We start from the raw sequence: 20,530 nt of genomic DNA, 5'->3' as shown, positions 1-20,530 counted from the left end.
CACAGTTCCGAATCTAACACATAACGAAACCAACGGTTCCGTAAATCGAATCTCAGTCGCTGACCTTGAAGTCCGCGATCACCTTCGTCGGCCGCAACCGCACCACAAGCTCCCCCGGCACGCCATTGCGCTTCCCGAACTCTTCCGCCCGGTCCCGACCCATGTAGCGAGCACCGATCTCGGTAGCAGTACGCACCAACTCACCCAGGTCCTCCGAAACCTCGGCCACCCCCTGAACCTGAACGAACGCATACGGCGGTTCAGCCACATCCACAACCAGACTCAACCGCCCATCCCGCAAAATCGATCGCCCCTTGGCAGTCTCCTTCCCGGTATTGAAAACGATCTCGTCCCCCTCGAGCACGAACCAGATAGGCGCCACCAAAGGCCGCCCATCGGCGGCAACGAACGCCAACTTCCCGGTCCGGGTGCCCTCGCTCAAAAACTCGCGTACCCGCTGATCAGACAGTGTCGCCATACGCCACACCGTACGGCTCCGAATACCAGGCGGCCGCCAACCACACGGGAATCACCGGGAGCCCGAAATCGACACCGACGAGTTCGAAACCATAGCCCGCATCACTGAGCGTGAAACCGAAGGCGTGCGGCTCGAATTCATCGATGGGCGAATGACCATGAAGGCCCTGCCGGATGGCAACCACAATCGCATCGTCATCTGGCTGCTTCTGCTCTCGATGCCCAGAAGCCCGGGCCTGTTCCTGCACCAGAACCAGGGCCTGATGGTCGAGTCCGACCGTTGCGGCCGCGCCCGACCGGACGGCGTGCTCGCGCCACTCGAGGCCTTCGTGGGCACCAGCAAATGGGCACCCTCGGATCAGGTGATCACGGTGGTCGAAGTCACCTCCCGAGACTCCGAAACCAACCGGCGGGATCGCATCGAGAAGCCACGGGCCTTTGCGCAGAGTGGCATTCCCATCTACTTGCTGATAGATCGCGACAACACTGAGGTCGTCGTGTACTCCAACTCGAATGGCGAGGTGTACCAACAGGTTTGCCAATACGCCTTCGGCTTGCAGGTCCGCGTGCCGGTACCGCTGGACCTGACCATCGACACCGCGCCACTTCAAGACTGGGTCGACTGAGGGGGTCAGGCCGCCAGGGCGGTTTCCTGGTGAGTGAGGACGCCGTCGACCATGCGGTAGACGGAATCCATTTGGTCCAGGTGGGACAGGTCGTGGGTGACCAGGAGGGTGGCGGCGCCGTGGTCGCGGACGATGCCGACGATCAGGTCGATGATGGCGGCGCCGCGTTCCTGGTCGAGGGCGCTGGTGGGCTCGTCGATGACCAGCAGGGACGGGTTGTTCATGAGGGCGCGGGCGATATTGACGCGCTGGCGCTGGCCGCCGGAGAGTTGGGCGGGGCGCTTGTTCTCGTGACCGGTGAGGCCGACGGCCGCTAGGAGATCCCTTGCGCGGGAACGGGCTTCGCGGCGCTTGCCGGGTGAGACGAACCAGCTCTGGCCGAGGTGGACCATGGCCTCGAGCTGTTCGAGGGCGGTCAGGGCCGGGACCAGGTTGGACTGTTGGAAGACGATGCCGATCGAGTCGCGGCGCAGGGTGGCGGCGTCGCCGCGGCTCAGCGAGGTGAGATCGACTGTGCCGGATGCAGTTTCGAGATCCACCCGGCCCGAGTCCGGGCGCAGCAGGGTCGAGACGGTGGCCAGCAGCGTCGACTTGCCGGAGCCGGAGGGGCCGGTGATGGCCGCGATCTCGCCGCCCGCCACGCGCAGGTTCACGTGGTCGAGGGCGGTGATGCGATCCGCGCCGTCGGGGAAGGTGAGGGTCAGATCGGAGACGGTGAGTGCGTTGGTCATCGCAATGCTCCTGGGAGACAAGGGAAATGGAGTGGTCATCAGCGGGCTTGGTTGAGGGCGGTCAGCGGGTCGGTGGTGACCAGGAAGCGCAGGGCGAAGGCCGCGCCCAGCAAACCGAGGACGATCAGGGCCGCGGCGGGGAACAGCGTGGTACTCACGCTGAGAATGAACGGCACCGCGCCGCCCATGAACAGGCCCGCGACGACCGTGATACCGACGCCGACATCGACACCGAGCAGCAGCACGATCAGGGCCTGGCTCAACGCATCTCGGATCAGGGAGCCGGTGGTCGCGCCCAGCGCCTTGAGGGTCGCGATGTCCGGCTGCCGCTGCACCGTCCACACCGTGAAGAACGCGCCGATCACCAGGGCCGAGATGGCGAACAGCATGACGGTCATGAGCGTCAGCGAACCGTTCTCGGCCTGGTAGGAGGCCATGGCGGACAGCGAGTCCTCGGAGCTGGTCGTCGTCGTGTGCGCGGAGGCGTTGACCGCCATCTCATCGCTCACGCCGGAGACGGCCAGGATGGTGGCCGCACCCGAGTGAGGGTTGAGGGTTTGCCAGTCGGACAAGGTCATCCACACCACGGGGGTGTGCGCGTACCAGTCGTCGTCGGTCACCCCCTTGACGGTGTAGCTAGCCGAGCCCAGTTCGACCGTGTCACCGGTCGTCGCGTTCAGATCCTTGGCGGCCGCCTTGGACAGGATGACCGAGCCCGAATCGGTAGCCACACGCTTGCCGAAAGGGGTTCCCTGGACGCCGAACAGAGCCACCTGGGTGGGCGACGCACCATCGACGGTGGCACGGGTGCGGCTGATGCCGATCGGGTCGACGGTGCCGCCGGACCGCTGCCAGGTCTGCACCTGCTCCGAGGTGAGCGTCGAGGCGTCGAAGGACGGCGACGAGCCGGTGTCGGAGAAGACGACCGTATCGGTGTTCAAGGCCTGGATGGCGGAAATGTTCTGGTGCGCCAGACCGGCCGTCAGGCCGCTGAGAAAGCTGACCAGCAGCGCGACCAGCGTGACCACCAGGGAGATGAGCAGGAAGCGGCCGCGGGCGGCCCGCAGATCCCGGAGTGCGACGAACATACCTACACCCTGTCGGCGAAACCCCTTCCGGCCATCGCGCCGCCGAACGAATCCCGCTCCGCCAACGGCACGGCGGCGTTTCCTACTTTCGATGGATGCCGGGCCAATAGCCGGGCATAAGCTGGTCGCGTGCATCGCTCGCCCCTCACCCCGGTCTTCTCCGCCCTGCAGCTCGGGCTGCACGCCTTGGTGGTGGCATTGACCGTGGTGGTGGCCGTGCAGGAGGTCGTCGCCGGGTCGCACACGGCGGTGGTCATCGTGCTGGCCGGGCTCTTCCTCGGCGTCTATTTCGCGGGCGGCCGCTTCCGCCACGATCTGGTCGGCGCACGAGTATGGCTGGCGCTGCTGACGGTCCTCTGGCTCGGGTTGGTGACCGTCGCGCCCTTGGCCGTCTATCTGGTCTTCGGATTGTTCTTCCTCTATCTGCATCTGCTGCCGCGCTATTGGGGCCTGGTCGCGGTGGCCGCCGCGACCGTCGTCGCGGTGGTCGGGTTCGCCGCGCATCGCGGCTGGACGCTGGCCGGGGTGATCGGGCCCATGCTGGGCGCGCTGGTCGCGGTCGCCATCGGACTCGGGTACGGGGCGCTGTTCCGCGAGGCCGCCGAGCGGCAGCGGCTCATCGACGAATTGCTCGCCACCAGAAACACTCTCGCCGAGCAGGAGCGCACCGCGGGCAAGATGGCCGAGCGGGAACGGCTGGCCCAGGAGATCCACGACACGGTCGCCCAGGGGCTCAGCAGCATTCAGCTGCTGCTGCACGCCGTGGAGCGCGCCGCGCCGGATCATCCGGCGCTGGAGAAGATCCGGCTGGCGCGCGAGACCGCCGCGGACAGTCTCGTCGAAACCCGCCATCTCATCGCCGAACTCACGCCCGCACCGTTGGAGGGCCAGTCGCTGGCCGGGGCGCTCACCCGCGTCGCCGAGCGGGCCGCCGCGCCCGGCCTGGACACCCAGGTGCTCGTGGAGGGCGACCCGCAACGGCTGCCCATGCCCATCGAGGCCGCGCTGGTGCGCATCACCCAGGGCGCGGTCTCGAATGTGGTGCGGCACGCGCGGGCTCAGCGCATGCGCATCACCCTCACCTACGCCGATGACGCCGTGCACCTGGACGTGGTCGACGACGGTATCGGCATCGAGCCCGCGGTACTGGCCGAATCCCCTTCCGGCAGTTTCGGTCTCAATGCCATGCGCAATCGTGTGGAACAGCAGGGTGGAACCATGGACGTCGAATCCGAACCCGGCCACACCGCCGTCACCGTCTCGTTCCCCTTGGAGGACCAGTGATCCGCATCCTCCTGGCCGACGACCACGCCATCGTCCGCGCGGGCCTGCGCGCCCTGCTCGACTCCGGGCTCGCCGAAACCGATTCCGACGACATCGAAGTCGTCGGCGAAGTGGCGACGGCCGAGGACTCCGTGTCCTTCTGCTCCACCACGCCCGTCGACCTGGTGCTCATGGACCTCCGCTTCGGCCCCGGCAAATCCGGCGCCGAAGCCACCGCCGCCCTCCGGGCCCTCCCCAACCCGCCGAATGTCTTGGTAGTCACCAACTACGACACCGACGCCGATATCCTCGGCGCCATCGAAGCGGGCGCGGTCGGCTACATCCTCAAGGACACCCCACCCGCCGAACTTCTGGCCGCGGTCCGCTCGGCCGCCGAAGGCGAAAGCGTGCTGTCCCCGTCGGTGGCGTCCCGCCTGATGACCCGAGTCCGCAAGCCCGACACCACGCTGAGCCCCCGCGAAATCGAGGTCCTCCGCCTGGTGGCCGACGGCCATTCCAACCGGGAAATAGGCAAGCGACTGTTCCTCTCCGAGACAACCGTCAAATCCCACCTGGTCCACATCTACTCGAAGCTCGGCGTCAAATCCCGGACCTCAGCGGTAGCCCGGGCCCGCGAGCGCGGCGCTATTTGACGGCTCGGCGGGCTCGGTCGGCGATCTTTCGGATCTCGTCGGCCAGTTCGGCGGGGGCGTGGACCTGGAGGTCGAAGCCGAGCTCCAGTAGTCGGTGGGCCACCCAGCCGGGGTCGTCGTCGCGGCGCATGTCCAGGACACAGGTGTCGTCGGACCGGGGGACCACGTCGCCCGGCGCTTCGCCCAGTCGACCGACTACCTTCTCCGCCGGGCCATTGATATCGACCAGGTAGCGCAAGGACGGTGTGCCCCAGTCGGTTCGGGCGCCGACGACGAAGGCGGCCGGGTCGGCGGCGGGGAGGTCGCGGGGGGCGAAGCGGGCGCCGGTGGCGTGGACGCGGTCGATGCGGTCGGCGCGGAAGCTGCGCCAGTCGTCGCGGTCGAGGTCGTAGCCGACCAGGTACCAGCGTTGTTTGTACGGGACCAGGCCGACCGGCTCGATATTGCGGCGGGATTCGGTGCCGTCGGCGGAGAGGTACGCGAAACGGACTCTCTCCCTGTTGGTTACGGCGGCGGCGAGGGCGGTGAGCAGTTCCGGGTCGATCGGGGTGCTGGAGGCGCCGGGGGCGGTGGTGGCGGCGCCGAGGACGCGCACACGGCGGCGGAGCTTGGTGGGCAGCACCTGTTCGAGTTTGGTGAGGGCCCGGACCGAGGCCTCCTCGATGCCCGCGATGGACGAGCCCGCCGCGGCGCGCAGGCCGACGGCGATCGCGACGGCCTCCTCGTCATCCACCAGCAGCGGCGGCATGGCGGCCCCGGCCACCAGGCGGTAGCCGCCGGTGGCGCCCATGGTGGCCTCGACGGGATAGCCGAGTTCGCGCAGGCGGTCGATATCGCGGCGGACGGTGCGGTCGGTGACGCCGAGGCGTTCGGCCAGTTCACTGCCCGGCCATTCGCGCGGCGTCTGCAGCAGGGACAGCAGCCGTAGCAGCCGTGCCGGTGTATCGCTCATGTCCTCCATCCTCCGCCGGAAATAGGACGAGAATAGTCCTAGATGCTTCATACAGTGGACATATGAACAGCACAGCGATCCGCCCGTTCCGCATCGACATCCCGCAGTCCGACCTGGACGACCTCCACGGTCGCCTGGCCCGCGCCCGCTGGTCGGCCCAGCTGCCCGGCCAGGATTGGGAGCGCGGGGTGCCGGTCGACTACCTGCGCGAACTGGCGGAATACTGGCGTAGCGAATTCGACTGGCGCGCACAGGAGGCGGCGCTGAACGCCCACCCGCAGTTCCTGACCGAGATCGACGGGCTGGATGTGCACTTTCTCCACATCCATTCACAGGACCCGGACGCACTGCCCCTGATCCTCACCCACGGCTGGCCGAACACCTTCGTCGAATTCACCAAAACCATTCCGCTGCTGACGAAGTCGTTCCATCTGGTGATCCCGTCGGTGCCCGGCTTCGGGTTCTCGCAGGCGCCCACCGAGGTGGGTATGAAGCCGCAGCGGGTGGCTCGCATGTGGGTGGAACTCATGGCCCGGCTCGGCTACGACCGCTACGGCGTGCAGGGCGGCGATCTGGGCGCGTACGTGGTTCAGGAGATGGCGATCGCCTATCCGGAACACATTGTGGGCGTGCAAATCGACGGCGGCATCGGCCTGCCGACCGCGGCCGACGTTCCCACCATGAACGCCGAGGAACTCGCCGAGTGGGACCTCATGCAGAAGTGGCATTCGGGCGTGAATCACCATGTCCTGCTGCGCCAGGCCCCGCAGACCTTCGCCCACGCCTGGACCGACTCCCCCGTCGGCCTGCTGGCCTGGCTGGTCCACAAGTTCAACGAATTCTCGCCGCTGGCAGCGCATCTCGAAGAGGCTGTCGACCGCGATCATCTGCTGACCAATGTCAGCATCTACTGGTTCACCAATACCGCCGCCACCTCGTCCTGGCCCATGTACAACGGCCTGGGCGACGACGGTTTCGCCTGGCCCGCCGGCCAGAAACTGGTCCCGGTCGGCGTCTACGCGGGCGGCTCCGCGCTCATGCGCCGCCTGGCCGACCGCGACAACACCATCGTGCACTGGCCCGAGGGCAATACCGGCAACCACTTCCTGGCCATGGACGTCCCGGAGGCCCACGCCGCCGACATCCAGACCTTCTTCGCGAAGCTCCGCTGACACCCATTCTTGACCAATCGGTCTAGATAGACGTAGGGTTCTCGCCATGGCAAGGACCAAGGAGTTCGATCCCGACACCGTCCTGCGCCGCGCTCTCGAATTGTTCTGGGAGCGCGGCTACGACGCGACGTCGATGTCGGATCTGGTTGAGCATCTTGGGATTGCCAAGGCGAGCATCTACGCCACCTTCGGAGGCAAGCGCGAGCTGTTCCTGAAGGCCCTGCAGCGCTATCTCGACACCACCGATCCGGTGATCATGACCGAGCTGTCGCAGCCGGGTCCGGTCCTGCCCGCGGTGCGGACGCTGGCGGAGCGCTTTATTCGCGAAGCCTCCAATCCCAACAGCTATTTGGGCTGTATGGTGGTCAACAGCGCCGTCGAGATGGCGCACCGCGACGAGGCCGTCGCGAGGCTGGTCGAGTCCAGCTGGACCCACTTCGAAACGACCCTGACATCGGCCCTGCTGCGCGCCCGCGCACAGGGCGAATTGTCCGCGGATTCCGATCCGCGCGCACTTGCCCGATTCCTACTGGTCTTCTTCCAAGGAGTCCGCGTACTCGAGCGCGCGCCGGATTCGGCTGCGCGCCTGCGCGATGCGGCCAAGACAGCCGTATCCCTGCTCGCCTGAACGGGTTTCCGATTCATCCACAGTCTTCCCGGCCGTCCAAATTCAAGACCGATCGTTCTAGATAGGAGTTGCTGATCCCCATGAGCGCCCGATTCGACGAAAAAGTTGTCCTCATCACCGGCGGCGCCGGCACCATCGCGACGGCGACCGCGCAGGCCTTCGCCGAACGTGGAGCCACCGTGGTGCTCGCGGGCCGGAATGCCGAGCAGCTCGCGAAAACCGCCGCGGAAATCCACGCCGACGGCGGCAAACTGGACTGGGTGGTCGCCGACGTGACCGATGCCTACCAGGTCGCGGCCATGGTCGAGGAGGTGGTGCGCCGCCACGGCCGCCTGGACGTGGCCTTCAACAATGCCGGAATCCTGGGCACCCCCGCGCCGGTCGGCGATATGGACGACAACGACTGGCACCGGGTGCTGGATGTCAATCTGAACGGCGTTTTCCTGTCCATGAAGCACGAGATCGCCCATATGCGCGGCAATGGCGGCGGCGTCATCGTGAATATGGCGTCGAATATCGGCTCGCACGGCCGTCGTCCGGGATTGGCCGCCTATGCCGCGTCCAAGGCCGCCGTGAGCGTGCTGAGCCAGACCGCCGCCCGCGATCATATCGGCGAGGGCATTCGCATCAATGCGATCAGCCCGGGCGCGACCGATACCCGAATGTCCTTCCGCCCCGGCGAAACCCGCGAGGATCGCGATGCCCGCGTGGCCACCGCGATTCCGCTCGGCCGGGTCGGCGATCCCGCCGAGATCGCGGCGGCCGTGGTGTGGCTGGCCTCCCCCGAATCCAGTTTCGTCATCGGGCACGATCTCGTCATCGACGGCGGCGCCACCGCCTGATCCCGCGATTCCTCACAGCCGACCGCCGGGCGCTGCGAACTTTCAATAGCAGAATCGAAGTGGGTTGTTGAACCGGCAGTCATTCCCCTGTCATCTGCGCTGACTAATGTGCTGGGAATTCGCAGTTCGCGGTATTAGGAGCAGTCGCGATGAGGGACACACTGCCTTCCAAGAACCAAGTCCTTCAAGCTTGTCGAGGGACCGGTCAACCCAGGCATCCACTACTACGCGCCGCTCACGATCTGACCTCGCTACACGAGCGATTACTGGCCGCAGAACCGGACGAATTGGTCAAACTCGACACTCTCCGAATGGATTTGGTGCACGAGATCGACTGCTGGGTGACCGCGCAGTTGCCCCCGTCGCACGGCGCGGCCCGGGTGCACACCGAAACATTGGGCGCGGTCATCGACCGGCTGGCCCGGCTCACGGCCGCCGCCTATGCCGCGCTCGCCCGCGAATCCGGCGTGGAACTCACCATGGCGTGGGAGCACCTGGCCGAATTGGCGGTCGGCTACGAGGATTTGGCGTCGGAAGTGAGTACCGGGCGTCGCCGTTTACCGGGAACTCACTGAGGCTTCCGCGCCGCGTACCACTCGAGCAGTTCCGGGGCATCCACGGCGGTGGGTGCGACCACGGTCGACACCTCCGCCCCCTGGAACAGCTTCTTGATCGGGACTTCCAGTTTCTTGCCGGTGCGGGTATGCGGAATGCCTGGCGCGGCAATGATTTCGTCCGGCACATGCCGCGGCGAGACTTCGGCGCGAATGGTGGCATTGATGCGCGATCGCAACTCGTCGTTCAATTCCGCGTCCCCGGCCAGCACCACGAACAACGGCATCCAATACCCGCCGTCGGGCTGTTCCGCGCCGATCACCAGCGCCTCGGCAATTTCTGGAATGCGTTCCACCGCTTGGTAGATATCGGCGCTGCCCATCCGAATGCCCTGCCGGTTCAGGGTGGAATCCGAGCGGCCGTGCACGACGATGCTGCCGCGCTCGGTAATGGTGATCCAGTCGCCGTGCCGCCAAACGCCGGGGAACATCTCGAAATACGCTTCCCGGTACCGCGAGCCGTCCGGATCATTCCAGAACGACACCGGCATGGACGGCATCGGCGCGGTGATCACCAGTTCGCCGACCTCCTCGCGCACCGGATTGCCCCGCTCGTCCCAGGCGTCCAGTGCCACACCGAGATACGGCGCGGAGAGCTCGCCCGGCCAGACCGGCACCGTGCGGACCCCGCCGATGAAGGCGGACACCACATCGGTGCCGCCGCTGATCGAGGCCACCGGCACGTCCGCGCCGACATTGTCACGCAGCCACAGCGAGGACGAGGGCGGCAGCGACGAGCCGGTGATGCCGACCAGCCGCAGCGCCGACAGATCGTGATCGGTGCGCGGCACCGCACCCGCCTTGGCACTGGCCAGCACGTAGCCGGGACTGGTGCCGAGCACGGTCGCGCCGGTCCGGGCGGCCAACCGCCACAGCGCATCCGGGGTCGGCGCGGCCGGGCTGCCGTCGTAACAGACGATGGTCGCGCCCACCAGCAGCCCGGCGATCTGGAAGTTCCACATCATCCAGCTCGGGCTGGTGTACCAGAAGAAGGTGTCGTCCGGCCCGATATCGGATTGCAGCGCAACGGCTTTCAGATGCTCGAGCAGCACGCCGCCGTGCCCGTGCACGATGCCCTTGGGCTTGCCGGTGGTCCCGGAGGAGTACAGGACCCACAGCGGATGCGCGAAATCCACCGCGGTGGTGTCGATATCGACATCGTCGTCGCCGGGCTCGACATGCTGCCAGGCCCGAGCATCGGGGACCGAACCGCCGAGCCGCGACACCAGCACGGTCGCCGCCAGCGATGGCAGCCCGGCCCGCAGCGCCTCGATATCGGCCGTCTTGTCGTGCGCCTTCCCGCCGAACCGGTACCCGTCGGCGGTGACGAGCACCTTGGGCTCCAATTGCCCGAGCCGGTCCAATGCCGCCTGCGCGGAATAGTCCTGGCCGCAAGCACTCCAGATGGCTCCGATACTGGCAGTGCCGAGGAAGGCGATGACCGCCTCGGGGATGTTCGGCAGATATCCGGCCACCCGATCACCGGGCCCGACACCGAGCTCACGCAAGGTATCGGCGAAGGCTGCAGCAGTGGCTATCAGTGCGGCCCAGGAGATTTCGGTGATCTCACCGGTCTCGTCGACGGACAGGATCGCGGGCCGGTCGTCGCGGACCTGGCGCACGATCTGATCCACGTAGTTCAGCGTGGTCCCCGGAAACCACTGCGCGCCGGGCATTTCCCTCGACCCGAGCACCTCGTCGGACCGCTCGCCCACATCGAAGTAGTCCCAGACCGCGCCCCAGAACCCGGCCAGATCCTCGATCGACCACCGCCACAAGGCCTGATAGTCCGGCAGCGACAGCCCCGTCCGCTTCTCCGCGAACAGCGCGAAGCTGGTCACCTGCGCCTCGGCGATATCCGCCTCGTCCGGCACCCACTGTGGTTCCACGCCATACCCCATCGAAGTTCGTTCTAAGACGCGAATCCCGCGCTGCCGGCCGTGGCCGCGCGCTGCACGATTCGCTCGGCATGCCGGATGACCGGCATGTCCACCATCCGCCCCTCGAAGGTGAAGACACCCCGATGGTTCGGTGCTTCCGCCAGTAGTCTGCGCGCCCAGTCCACCTCGTCGACACCCGGCGCGTACGCGGTCCGGATCACCGGTACCTGGCTAGGGTGGATGGCCACCTTCGCGTCGAACCCGATGGCCACCGCATCCGCCGATTCGGCCGCCAGACCGGACAGATCCGGAATATCCAGATACACCGAATCCAGCGCGAACTTCCCGTACGCCTTGGCCGCCAGCAGCGACTGCGACCGTACATGCCGCGCCACATCCCGATACCCGCCGTCGGCATGCCGCGAGGAATTCCCGCCCAGCGCCGCGACCAGATCCTCCGCGCCCCACATGACGCCGATGGCATTGCGCACCATGACCGCCCGGCCGACCGCGAGCGCGCCCAGCGGAGATTCGATGAGCGCGATCACCTCGTAGTCGGACATCCGCGTGATCTGCTCGGCCGATTCGCATTTCGGCAGCATGATGCGCCGATACTCGGTGCGCACCAGCGCGTCGAGGTCGAGCATGTGCTCGAGCGTGCCCGCCGCGTTCACCCGCACCACGGTGCGTTCGGGGTCCAACGGGTTGGCGATCAGAGCCTCACGGGCCGCGGCCTTGTCCGCCTCGGCGACACCGTCTTCCAGATCGATGATCACCACATCGGCCGCGTCGAGCGCCTTGCCATAACGCTCCGGCCGGTCGGCGGGGCAGAAAAGCCAAGCGGGACCGGGCATTTCCCAGCTCATGCGGGCTTCTTTCTGACTAGGGTCTTCCGGACGGCCGTGGCCACGACCTCACCGTTCTGATTGCGCCCGGTGTGCGCGAAGGTGACGATCCCCTCGCCCGGCCGGCTCTTGGACTCCCGCAGGTCGGTGACCACGGTCTCCGCGTACAGGGTGTCGCCGTGGAAAAGCGGTTTGGGGAAGGCGATATCGGAGAAGCCCAGATTCGCCACGATGGTGCCCTGGGTCAGCTGCGCCACCGACAGGCCCACCAGCGTGGACAGCGTGAACATCGAATTCACCAGCCGCTGATGGAAAGGCGGCAGCGCGTCCGAGAACGCGGCATCCAGATGCAGCGCCTGGGTGTTCATGGTCAGCGTCGTGAACAGCACATTGTCGGCCTCGGTGATGGTGCGGCCCGGCCGGTGCTCGTAGACCACACCGGTTTCGAACTCGTCGAACCACAAGCCGCGCTGAACGACTCGTTTCACGGCGTCACGAAGTGCATCGGGGTCGGTCACAAGCCGAGCTCCCGCCCGATCAGCATCAACTGCACCTCCGTGGTGCCCTCACCGATTTCCAGGATCTTGCTGTCGCGATAGTGCCGGGCCACAGCATATTCGTTCATGAAGCCGTAGCCGCCGAAGATCTGCGTGGCGTCGCGGGCATTGTCCATGGCGGCCTCGCTGGCGACCAGCTTGGCGATGGCGGCCTGCTTCTTGAAGGGCTTGCCGGACAGCATGAGCGCGGCCGCGTCGTAATAGGCGGTGCGGGCCATGTGGGCGCGCGCCTCCATGCGGGCGATCTTGAAGGCGATGGCCTGGTTGGCGCCGATGGTGCGGCCGAACGCTTCCCGCTCCTTGGCGTAGCGCACGCTCTCGTCGACACAACCCTGGGCGGCGCCGACGGACAGCGCGGCAATGGCGATTCGGCCCTCGTCGAGAATCCGCAGGAAGTTCGCATACCCGCGGCCGCGCTCACCCAGCAGGTTCTCCGCGGGCACCCGGACATCGTCGAACGACAGCGGATGGGTATCCGACGCGTTCCACCCGACCTTGTTGTAGGCAGGCTCGGCCGTGAACCCGGGGGTGTCGGTCGGCACGATGATGGTGGAGATTTCCTTCTTGCCATCGGTGCTGCCAGTCACCGCGGTCACCGTCACCAGCCGGGTGATATCGGTGCCCGAGTTGGTGATGAACTGCTTGGAGCCGTTGATGATCCAGCTGTCGCCATCCAGCACGGCGGTGGTCCGGGTGCCGCCCGCGTCACTGCCCGCGCCCGGCTCGGTCAGCCCGAACGCGCCCAGCGCGCGGCCGGACGCCAGCAGCGGCAGCCACTCGGCCTTCTGCTTGTCATTGCCGAACCGGTAGATCGGCATGGCCCCCAGCGAAACACCGGCCTCGAGGGTGATGGCCACACTCTGGTCGACCTTGCCCAGTTCCTCCAGCGCCAGGCACAGCGCGAAGTAATCCCCGCCCATGCCGCCGAACTCCTCCGGGAACGGCAGGCCGAACAGGCCCATATCGGCCATGCCCGCCACGACCTCGTACGGGAAGCTGTGCTCGGCATCGTGCTTGGCGGCGACCGGGGCCACCACCTGGTTGGCGAAATCGCGGACGGTGAGCGCGAGCTGGCGGTACTCGTCCGGCAGGGTTCCGGTGGACAGGAAGTCGGTCATGACTGGGTGTTCTCCTCGGCAATGATGCGGGCGAGCGGCTGTTCGAGCTTTACTTGCGCACCCGCTTCGACCAGCAGCTCGACGCGGCCGGCAATTGGGGCGGTGAGGGCGTGTTCCATCTTCATGGCCTCCACGACCACGATGGCCGTGCCCGCCTCGACGTGCGCGCCGTCGGCGACGGGGGTGGCGATGACGGAACCCGGCATGGGGCTTTGGATTTCGGCGTCGCCGACGTGCGCGTCACCGGCCCGGACGTCGAGCTCGGCCACCTCGCGGAGCAGGGCGGTGCCGGTCCGGTCGGCGACCCAGATCTGGCCGGGCTGGGTGGCGACGCGGAAGGCGTTCCGGAGGCCGTCAAGGGTCACCGTCAGCGTGGAACCCTCGGAATCAACGGTCAGCGAATGCTTTTCGCCGCCCTCGACCCAGGCGGTGGCCGCCTTCGGGGTCCCTTCGATGTACACGTGCGCGGTCCGGTCGCCTCCGGTCAGCCGGACCCCGACAGGCACGTGCTCCCCGACCCGCCAACCGCTCGGCTGCTGCCACGGATCGGCCGGACCGTCCGGAAAACGACCCACCCACAGCTGCGCGGCGGCCGCGATGAACTGCTCGTCCGTGACAGCGGCAGGCGTGAAGTCCACCGCTCGCCGATCCAACAGGCCCGTATCCAGCCGACCCGCCACCACATCCGGATCCGCGAGCAGGAACCGCGCGAAATCAATATTCGTCCGCACCCCCAGAATCTGCGTATCCCGCAGCGCCCCATCCAATTTGGCGATGGCAGCGGCCCGATCCGACGCATGCGCGATGACCTTCGACAGCATCGGGTCGTAGTCGGTCCCGACCACGGTCCCCGCCCGCAGCCCCGAATCCACCCGCACGCCGGGCCCTTCCGGCTCCGACAAGGCCAGCACGGTGCCACCGGTCGGCAGGAAGTCGCGCCCCGGATCCTCCGCGTACACCCGCGCCTCGATGGCGTGCCCGGTCAGCCGGATATCCTCCTGCGCGGCCGCCAGCTTCTGCCCGGCCGCGATGCGCACCTGGCATTCCACCAGATCGACGCCGGTCACCAGCTCGGTCACCGGGTGTTCCACCTGGAGCCGGGTATTCATCTCCATGAAGAAGAACTCGTCCGGAGCATCCGCGGACACAATGAATTCCACGGTCCCCGCGCCCACGTAATCCACACTGCGCGCGGTATTGCAGGCCGCCGCACCGATCCGGGCCCGAGTCCGCGCGTCCAGCAAGGGCGACGGCGCTTCCTCGATCACCTTCTGATGCCGCCGCTGCAAACTGCACTCGCGCTCACCCAGATGCAGCACATGCCCGAACTGGTCGGCCAGAATCTGCACCTCGATATGCCGGGGCCGGGTGACGAACCGTTCCAGGAACAGCGTGTCGTCCCCGAACGCCGCCCCGGCCTCACGACGCGCACTCACCAGCGCGGCAGGCAGATCGGCCGGGTCGTCCACCCGCCGCATGCCCTTACCGCCGCCACCGGCCGATGGCTTGACCAACACCGGATACCCGATCTCGGTTGCCGCGTCGATCAATTCGGCATCGGTGAGCCCGGGCTTGGCGATGCCGGGCACCACCGGCACCCCATATTCGGCCACCGCGTTCTTGGCGGTGATCTTGTCGCCCATGACCTCGATGGCCCGCGCCGACGGCCCCAGGAATGCAATGCCGGCGTCTTCGAGCGCCGCCGCGAAGGCCGAATTCTCCGACAGGAAGCCGTATCCGGGGTGTACGGCCTGCGCCCCGGACCGCACGGCGGCCGCGACGACCTTCTCGATGTTCAGGTACGACTCCCGAGCCGGTGCCGGTCCCAACCGGACCGCCGTATCCGCCTCCCGCACATGGCGGGCATCCGCGTCGGCGTCGCTGTACACCGCGACCGATCGAATTCTCATGGCCCGCAAGGTGCGAATCACCCGCACCGCGATCTCGCCGCGATTGGCGACCAGCACAGTATCGAAGGCGACGAGTTGCGCTTTGTTCATCAAGGTCATCACATCCGGAAGACGCCGTAGGAGACGGGCTCGAGCGGGGCCTGCGCGCAGACCGAAAGTGCCAGGCCGACAACCGTTCTGGTATCGGCCGGGTCGATCACGCCATCGTCCCAGAGCCGCGCGGTCGAGTAGTAGGGATTGCCCTGCGCCTCGTACTGCTCGCGGATCGGGGCCTTGAACGCCTCCAGATCCGCCTCGGACTGGTCGCCGCGCACGGTGGCCAGCACCGAGGCCGCCTGCTCGCCGCCCATGACGGAGATGCGGGCATTGGGCCACATCCACAGGAAGCGCGGCGAATACGCGCGCCCGCACATGGAGTAGTTGCCCGCGCCGTAGGAGCCGCCGATGACGACGGTCAGCTTGGGCACCCGCGCGCAGGCCACGGCGGTCACCATCTTCGCGCCGTGCTTGGCGATGCCGCCCGCCTCGTAGTCGCGGCCGACCATGAAGCCGGTGATGTTCTGCAGGAACAACAGCGGGGTCTTGCGCTTGTCGCACAGTTCGATGAAATGCGCGCCCTTCATGGCGGATTCGGCGAACAGGACGCCGTTGTTGGCGACGATCCCGACCGGGTGGCCGTGAATCCGGGCGAACCCGGTCACCAGCGTCTTGCCGTATTCGGCCTTGAATTCATGGAATTCGCCGCCGTCGACCATGCGGGTGATGACCTCCCGCACGTCATAGGGCGTCCGCAGATCCACCGGCACCACGTCGTACAGCTCGTCCTGCGGCGCGATCGGATCCACGGTCGGCGCGACATCCCACGGTGTCGGCGTCTTCGGCCCCAGCGTGGCCACGATATTGCGCACGATCCGCAGCGCGTCCTGATCACTCTCGGCCAGATGATCGGTGACACCCGAAGTGCGCGAATGCAAGTCGCCGCCGCCCAGCTCCTCGGCGGTCACCACCTCACCGGTCGCGGCCTTCACCAGCGGCGGGCCGCCCAGGAAGATCGTCCCCTGATTGCGCACGATGACGGTCTCGTCGCTCATGGCGGGCACGTACGCGCCGCCGGCGGTGCATGAGCCGAGCACCGCGGAGATCTGCGCGATTCCCTTGGCGCTCATGGTCGCCTGGTTGTAGAAGATCCGCCCGAAGTGCTCGCGGTCCGGGAATACCTCGTCCTGCCGCGGCAGGTAGGCGCCGCCGGAATCGACCAGGTAGATGCACGGCAGATTGTTCTGCAGCGCGACTTCCTGCGCGCGCAGGTGCTTCTTCACCGTCATCGGGTAGTAGGTGCCGCCCTTGACCGTGGCGTCATTGGCGATGATCACGCATTCACGCCCCGACACCCGGCCGATGCCGCCGATCACGCCCGCGCCCGGGCATTCGTCGTCGTACATGCCGTTGGCCGCCAGCGGCGACAGTTCCAGGAACGGGCTGCCGGTGTCCAACAGCTGGTCCACCCGCTGGCGCGGCAGCAGCTTGCCGCGGGCCAGGTGCCGTTCCCGGCTCTTCTCGGGCCCGCCCAGGGCGCTGACGGCCAGCCGCTCGCGCAGCTCGCCGACCAATGCCTGGTGCGCGACCCGGTTGGGGGTCCGGGTGTCCTCGGTCAGCGTCATTCGCTCCCCGCTCGGTTAGTCACCAATAACTGGAAAATAAGATAATCTTCACTAACTGAGTTGTCCAGCATCGACGAAGGGAGCCACGGTGAGCAGCACGGAAGCCGTCACGCCTACCCGTCGAGAACAGCTCAAGGCGCAGCGGCGGGAACAACTGCTGGACGCCGGAGCACGGCTCATCGCGGACCGCGGGTTCCTCGGCATGCGGCTGGACGATCTGGGCGCGGCGGTGGGCATCAGCGGCCCGGCGGTCTATCGCCACTTCCCCAACAAGGAAGCGCTGCTGGTCGAATTGCTGGTCGGCATCAGTCAGCGACTACTGGACGGCGGCCGGGCCGTCGCCGAAAAAGCGGAGTCCCCCGAGGCGGCCCTCCACGGCCTGGTCGACTTCCACCTCGACTTCGCCCTCGGCGAGCCCGAACTCATCCGCATCCAGGACCGAGACCTCGAGAACCTCCCCGAATCGGCCCGCCGCCAGGTCCGCCGCACCCAGCGTCAATACGTCGAGGTGTGGGTCGCCGTCCTGCGCGACCTCCACCCGGAGTTGCCGGAGCCGGCCGCGCGCGTCCAGGCGCACGCGACCTTCGGCCTCATCAACTCCACCCCCCACAGCGCCCCGGCCACCCTCGCCTCCCGGGCGAGGCCGATTCTGCGGCAGATGGCGCTGGCCGCGCTCAGCGGAAAGCCCTAGGCGGAACCGCTGATTCGCGCCTGCATCGCGGCCAGCCGGGCCACGAACTCCGGCGATTCCAGCGAGGCCAACTGCGGGACCACCTCGGTGCTGACGGCTTCGGCGTGCGCGGGCAAGGCCCGGGTGGCGCGCATGGTGCGCTTGGTGGTGATGAGCAGGTCGCGAGGAACATCGGCGGTGCCGGAGGCGAATTCGACCGCCGCGTCGACCAGCGCGTCGTGGTCGCCGTCGACGACGCGGTGAACCAGGCCCGCCTTTTCGGCGGCGATCGCGTCGAGGATCTCACTGAACAGGGTCATGGCTGCCGCCTGCTGCGGCCCGACGGCGCGCTGCAGCATCCAGGTCATGCCGCCGCCGGGGTGGATGCCCAGCTTCAAGAAGCGAGCGTCGAAGCGCGCCTTGGGATTCGCGAACCGGATGTCCGCGGCCAGCGCCAGGTTGAGACCGGCGCCGACGGCCTGCCCGCCCACGGCCGCGACGGTCGGCAGCTTGCAGCGCGACACCGCGAGGAAGCCTTCGTAGATGGCCCGCAGGCCCTCCTCCTTGGCCTCGCCCAGCGCGGTGAGATTCGCGCCCGCGCAGAACGCCGGGGGCGTACCGGTCACCACGAGGGCGTGTACCGATTCATCGGCCTCGGCGTCGGCCACCGCGTCCGCGAGATCGGCGGACAGGTCCAGCGTCAACGCATTCCGCTTGTCGGGGTCGTGCACCGTCACGAGCGCCACCGAGCCGCGGCGCTCCACCTTGATCTCCGCCATGGCCAGAGATGGTAGCTCGCTCACCCGCCCCGCAGTTCGCGCTCGGCCGTACGCAACACCATGATGAACCCGCCCCGCACTACCGGCAGGAACATCCGCGTCCACATCGGTGCGAGAAAGGGCGCGGCGATCTCGAACGTCGACGACCAGCGCACCCGGGTCCCGGCGGCGACCGGCTCGAAGCTGATGTGCCCCTCCTGATGCCGCAGCGGCGGAACGGATTTCAGCAATCGATAGCGCATGAGCCGGGGCGGATCGTATTCCACGATCTCCTCGGTGAGCCGCAATAGCGGGGTTACCACCAGCCGCACCGCACCCGCGCCATTGCCCGCGGTATCGCCCGGCCGGACCAGCGTGACCCGCCGAACCAATGGAACCCGTTGATAATTGGCGACATCGGTGAGCCAGTCGAACACATCGGGCGCGGGAGCCGGGATGGTGCGTTCGACATCGACCGTGCGCATGCCGGACTCCGTTCTATGGACGCGGATCCTCCGGGCAGCCTACGAGATCGGCGGCGCGAGGTCGATCACGGTGCCGACACGATTATCGCTGGTGATTACCATTGCGCTATGACCGTCGAGGAGCAGCCGCAGCGCGTGATCCGCCGCCGCCCGAAGAACCGGCGCGCCCAGATCGCCGCCACCTCGGCCGCCGCCTTCGGTTCGCTGGGATATCACGGTGTGAGCATGGAGGACATCGCGGCTCGGCTCGGAATTTCCTCGGCCGCACTGTATCGGCATTATCCGAGTAAATACTCCCTGTTCCGCGAGGAATTGCTGCGCCTGGCGGCAATTACCGCGGAATCGGCCACCCCGCCCGACGAGACCGAGGGCCTGTCCCCGCGCGAGCGGCTGGACCGGGTGCTGGACCGGATGATCGCCGAGACCATCGCCAACCGCTCCACGGTGACCCTGGTCCGCTGGGAGCGCCGCTACCTCGACGAGGCCGACCGCCAGACCCTCGAGGACCAGTTCACCGCCGCGCTCACCACCCTGCGCGCGCTGATCGGCGATGTCCGCCCCGAGCTCGACGGCCACGATCGCGCCGTGCGCGCGGTCTCCATCCTGAGCGTGATCTCCAGCATCGGCGACCACCACGCCACCCTGCCCGCGAAATCCCTGACCGCCCAGCTCCATTCGGCCTGCGCCGCCATCCTCGCCGTCGACCTGCCGCCGGAGGGCGCCGCGGCCCTGCCGCCGCGCGCGGCCGAGATCCCGCAGTCGTTCAAGCACGAGTTACTGCTGAAGAAGGCCGTGGAACTCTTCCACGACCGCGGCTACCCCAATGTCAGCGTGGAGGACATCGCCTCGGCCGCCGATCTGTCGGCGGCCTCGGCGGTCTACCGCTATTACCGCAGCAAGGGCGATCTGCTGGCCGCCGCATTCCGCCGGGCGGCGGATCGGGTATCGGGCGCGATCGGCCCCGCCGTGGCCTCGTCATCGAGTCCGGCGGAAGCGCTGAGCAAATTGATCGACCTGTATGTAGCCGGATCCTTCGCCGAACGCGAGCTGACTTTCGTCTACTACGCCGAATTCGGCCATGTTTCCGCCGAGGAGCGCACCATGCTCCGCAATGTGCAGCGGCTCATCGTCGCCGAATGGGTGCGGCTACTCGTGGCGGTGCGCCCGGAATTGTCCGAGGGCGAGGCGCGGATCCTGGTGCAGGCCGGATTCGGCCTGGTGGTGGACCTGGGCCGGGAGTTCGGCGGGCATCCGTCGATCTGCCCGCAGCCCCGGGTGATCCGGCTGATGGAAGCTACCCTGTTCGGAGCACCTCCATCGGAGTGAACGGCGCGTAATCGCGCACATGCCCGTTGTCCCACTCCCACAGCGAAATCGGATCGACGGCCACGCCGCTCTGCAGAATGAGCCGCCAACCACCATCCTCCCGCTGCCAGACATCGCCATCGCGATCCCAATAGAGTCCGATGATGCGCGGTTCGGCCGTATCACTCCGGCTCATGACATTCCTCTCGGTCGGGACGAAAGGTATTTTCAGAGCAAATATATTTGGCAAACATTCGCCCATGCAGGAAGCAGAGGGCGCGAGTCGAATTGAAGG

22 protein-coding genes are annotated in these 20,530 nt (G+C 67.2%); 9 read left to right on the top strand and 13 right to left on the bottom strand.

Features of this window, described 5'->3' with window-relative positions; all coding sequences use genetic code 11:
• Positions 1-52: 52 nt before the first annotated feature.
• Complete coding sequence (locus ACAM49_RS03780; RefSeq protein WP_369634046.1) at positions 53-478, bottom strand: PPOX class F420-dependent oxidoreductase; 426 nt, start codon at positions 476-478, stop codon at positions 53-55.
• A gap of 22 nt (positions 479-500) precedes the next feature.
• Between ACAM49_RS03780 and ACAM49_RS03775 the strand changes: the two genes are divergently transcribed.
• Positions 501-1,103 (top strand): Uma2 family endonuclease, encoded by a 603-nt coding sequence (locus ACAM49_RS03775; protein ID WP_369634052.1) that lies wholly within the window; start codon positions 501-503, stop codon positions 1,101-1,103.
• 5 nt (positions 1,104-1,108) lie between these two features.
• Here the strand turns inward: ACAM49_RS03775 and ACAM49_RS03770 are convergent, their stop codons facing one another.
• Complete coding sequence (locus ACAM49_RS03770) at positions 1,109-1,834, bottom strand: ABC transporter ATP-binding protein (RefSeq protein ID WP_369634045.1); 726 nt, start codon at positions 1,832-1,834, stop codon at positions 1,109-1,111.
• Positions 1,835-1,872: 38 nt separating this feature from the next.
• Positions 1,873-2,922 (bottom strand): ABC transporter permease, encoded by a 1,050-nt coding sequence (locus ACAM49_RS03765; protein WP_369634044.1) that lies wholly within the window; start codon positions 2,920-2,922, stop codon positions 1,873-1,875.
• Positions 2,923-3,051: 129 nt separating this feature from the next.
• Between ACAM49_RS03765 and ACAM49_RS03760 the strand changes: the two genes are divergently transcribed.
• Both ACAM49_RS03760 and ACAM49_RS03755 read left to right on the top strand, forming a co-directional pair.
• Positions 3,052-4,206, top strand: coding sequence for a sensor histidine kinase (locus ACAM49_RS03760; RefSeq protein ID WP_369634043.1), 1,155 nt, complete (start codon positions 3,052-3,054; stop codon positions 4,204-4,206).
• Complete coding sequence (locus ACAM49_RS03755; protein WP_040813000.1) at positions 4,203-4,838, top strand: response regulator transcription factor; 636 nt, start codon at positions 4,203-4,205, stop codon at positions 4,836-4,838. The genes ACAM49_RS03760 and ACAM49_RS03755 overlap by 4 nt, the downstream gene beginning before the upstream one ends.
• On the opposite strand, the gene ACAM49_RS03750 is transcribed toward ACAM49_RS03755, so the two are convergent.
• Positions 4,831-5,790 (bottom strand): helix-turn-helix transcriptional regulator, encoded by a 960-nt coding sequence (locus tag ACAM49_RS03750; RefSeq protein WP_369634042.1) that lies wholly within the window; start codon positions 5,788-5,790, stop codon positions 4,831-4,833. The genes ACAM49_RS03755 and ACAM49_RS03750 overlap by 8 nt on opposite strands.
• Before the next feature lie 62 nt (positions 5,791-5,852).
• Between ACAM49_RS03750 and ACAM49_RS03745 the strand changes: the two genes are divergently transcribed.
• The 4 genes from ACAM49_RS03745 to ACAM49_RS03730 all read left to right on the top strand — a co-directional run bounded on the left by ACAM49_RS03745 (position 5,853) and on the right by ACAM49_RS03730 (position 9,007).
• Complete coding sequence (locus ACAM49_RS03745) at positions 5,853-6,962, top strand: epoxide hydrolase family protein (protein WP_369634041.1); 1,110 nt, start codon at positions 5,853-5,855, stop codon at positions 6,960-6,962.
• A 46-nt stretch (positions 6,963-7,008) separates the two neighbouring features.
• Positions 7,009-7,590 carry a TetR/AcrR family transcriptional regulator gene (locus tag ACAM49_RS03740; protein ID WP_369634040.1) on the top strand — a complete coding sequence of 194 codons (582 nt, stop codon included), beginning with the start codon at positions 7,009-7,011 and terminating at the stop codon, positions 7,588-7,590.
• Positions 7,591-7,670: 80 nt separating this feature from the next.
• Complete coding sequence (locus ACAM49_RS03735; RefSeq protein ID WP_369634039.1) at positions 7,671-8,432, top strand: SDR family NAD(P)-dependent oxidoreductase; 762 nt, start codon at positions 7,671-7,673, stop codon at positions 8,430-8,432.
• 149 nt (positions 8,433-8,581) lie between these two features.
• Positions 8,582-9,007, top strand: a complete 426-nt coding sequence (locus ACAM49_RS03730) for a DUF4254 domain-containing protein (RefSeq protein ID WP_369634038.1) — start codon at positions 8,582-8,584, stop codon at positions 9,005-9,007.
• Here ACAM49_RS03730 and ACAM49_RS03725 read toward each other — a convergent pair.
• Genes ACAM49_RS03725 through ACAM49_RS03700 form a run of 6 tightly spaced genes read right to left on the bottom strand, consistent with a single transcriptional unit; the run spans position 9,001 to position 17,017 of the window.
• Positions 9,001-10,947 carry an acetoacetate--CoA ligase gene (locus ACAM49_RS03725; RefSeq protein WP_369634037.1) on the bottom strand — a complete coding sequence of 649 codons (1,947 nt, stop codon included), beginning with the start codon at positions 10,945-10,947 and terminating at the stop codon, positions 9,001-9,003. The two genes, ACAM49_RS03730 and ACAM49_RS03725, sit on opposite strands and share 7 nt — an antisense overlap.
• Positions 10,948-10,958: 11 nt before the next feature.
• A complete protein-coding gene (locus ACAM49_RS03720; RefSeq protein WP_369634036.1) occupies positions 10,959-11,792 on the bottom strand; it encodes a CoA ester lyase in 834 nt (277 codons plus the stop codon).
• The gene (locus ACAM49_RS03715) at positions 11,789-12,289 is read right to left on the bottom strand and encodes a MaoC family dehydratase (protein WP_369634035.1); all 501 of its coding nucleotides are present in this window, start codon (positions 12,287-12,289) and stop codon (positions 11,789-11,791) included. Before ACAM49_RS03715 ends, ACAM49_RS03720 begins: the two co-directional genes overlap by 4 nt.
• Positions 12,286-13,446, bottom strand: coding sequence for an acyl-CoA dehydrogenase family protein (locus ACAM49_RS03710; RefSeq protein ID WP_369634034.1), 1,161 nt, complete (start codon positions 13,444-13,446; stop codon positions 12,286-12,288). The genes ACAM49_RS03715 and ACAM49_RS03710 overlap by 4 nt, the downstream gene beginning before the upstream one ends.
• Complete coding sequence (locus tag ACAM49_RS03705) at positions 13,443-15,446, bottom strand: biotin carboxylase N-terminal domain-containing protein (protein ID WP_369634033.1); 2,004 nt, start codon at positions 15,444-15,446, stop codon at positions 13,443-13,445. Before ACAM49_RS03705 ends, ACAM49_RS03710 begins: the two co-directional genes overlap by 4 nt.
• An 8-nt stretch (positions 15,447-15,454) precedes the next feature.
• A complete protein-coding gene (locus ACAM49_RS03700; RefSeq protein ID WP_369634032.1) occupies positions 15,455-17,017 on the bottom strand; it encodes a carboxyl transferase domain-containing protein in 1,563 nt (520 codons plus the stop codon).
• 88 nt (positions 17,018-17,105) lie between these two features.
• Here ACAM49_RS03700 and ACAM49_RS03695 point away from each other — a divergent pair, with 88 nt between their 5' ends.
• A complete protein-coding gene (locus ACAM49_RS03695; RefSeq protein ID WP_369634031.1) occupies positions 17,106-17,708 on the top strand; it encodes a TetR/AcrR family transcriptional regulator in 603 nt (200 codons plus the stop codon).
• Here the strand turns inward: ACAM49_RS03695 and ACAM49_RS03690 are convergent.
• A complete protein-coding gene (locus ACAM49_RS03690; protein ID WP_369634030.1) occupies positions 17,705-18,466 on the bottom strand; it encodes an enoyl-CoA hydratase in 762 nt (253 codons plus the stop codon). The genes ACAM49_RS03695 and ACAM49_RS03690 overlap by 4 nt on opposite strands.
• A 20-nt stretch (positions 18,467-18,486) precedes the next feature.
• Positions 18,487-18,930, bottom strand: coding sequence for an SRPBCC family protein (locus tag ACAM49_RS03685; protein WP_369634029.1), 444 nt, complete (start codon positions 18,928-18,930; stop codon positions 18,487-18,489).
• 108 nt (positions 18,931-19,038) lie between these two features.
• Between ACAM49_RS03685 and ACAM49_RS03680 the strand changes: the two genes are divergently transcribed.
• Positions 19,039-20,256 (top strand): TetR/AcrR family transcriptional regulator, encoded by a 1,218-nt coding sequence (locus ACAM49_RS03680; RefSeq protein ID WP_369634028.1) that lies wholly within the window; start codon positions 19,039-19,041, stop codon positions 20,254-20,256.
• Here ACAM49_RS03680 and ACAM49_RS03675 read toward each other — a convergent pair.
• Entirely contained in the window at positions 20,225-20,431 is a 207-nt protein-coding gene (locus ACAM49_RS03675) for a hypothetical protein (RefSeq protein WP_157514240.1), read from the bottom strand. The two genes, ACAM49_RS03680 and ACAM49_RS03675, sit on opposite strands and share 32 nt — an antisense overlap.
• Positions 20,432-20,530 lie beyond the last annotated feature (99 nt).

Origin of the sequence: Nocardia sp. JMUB6875, from assembly GCF_041154655.1 — a bacterium.
In the GTDB taxonomy this organism is placed as follows: Bacteria; Actinomycetota; Actinomycetes; order Mycobacteriales; family Mycobacteriaceae; genus Nocardia.
Note: the sequence above shows the minus strand (reverse complement) of the source record. Positions and strands in the feature narration are given on the sequence as shown.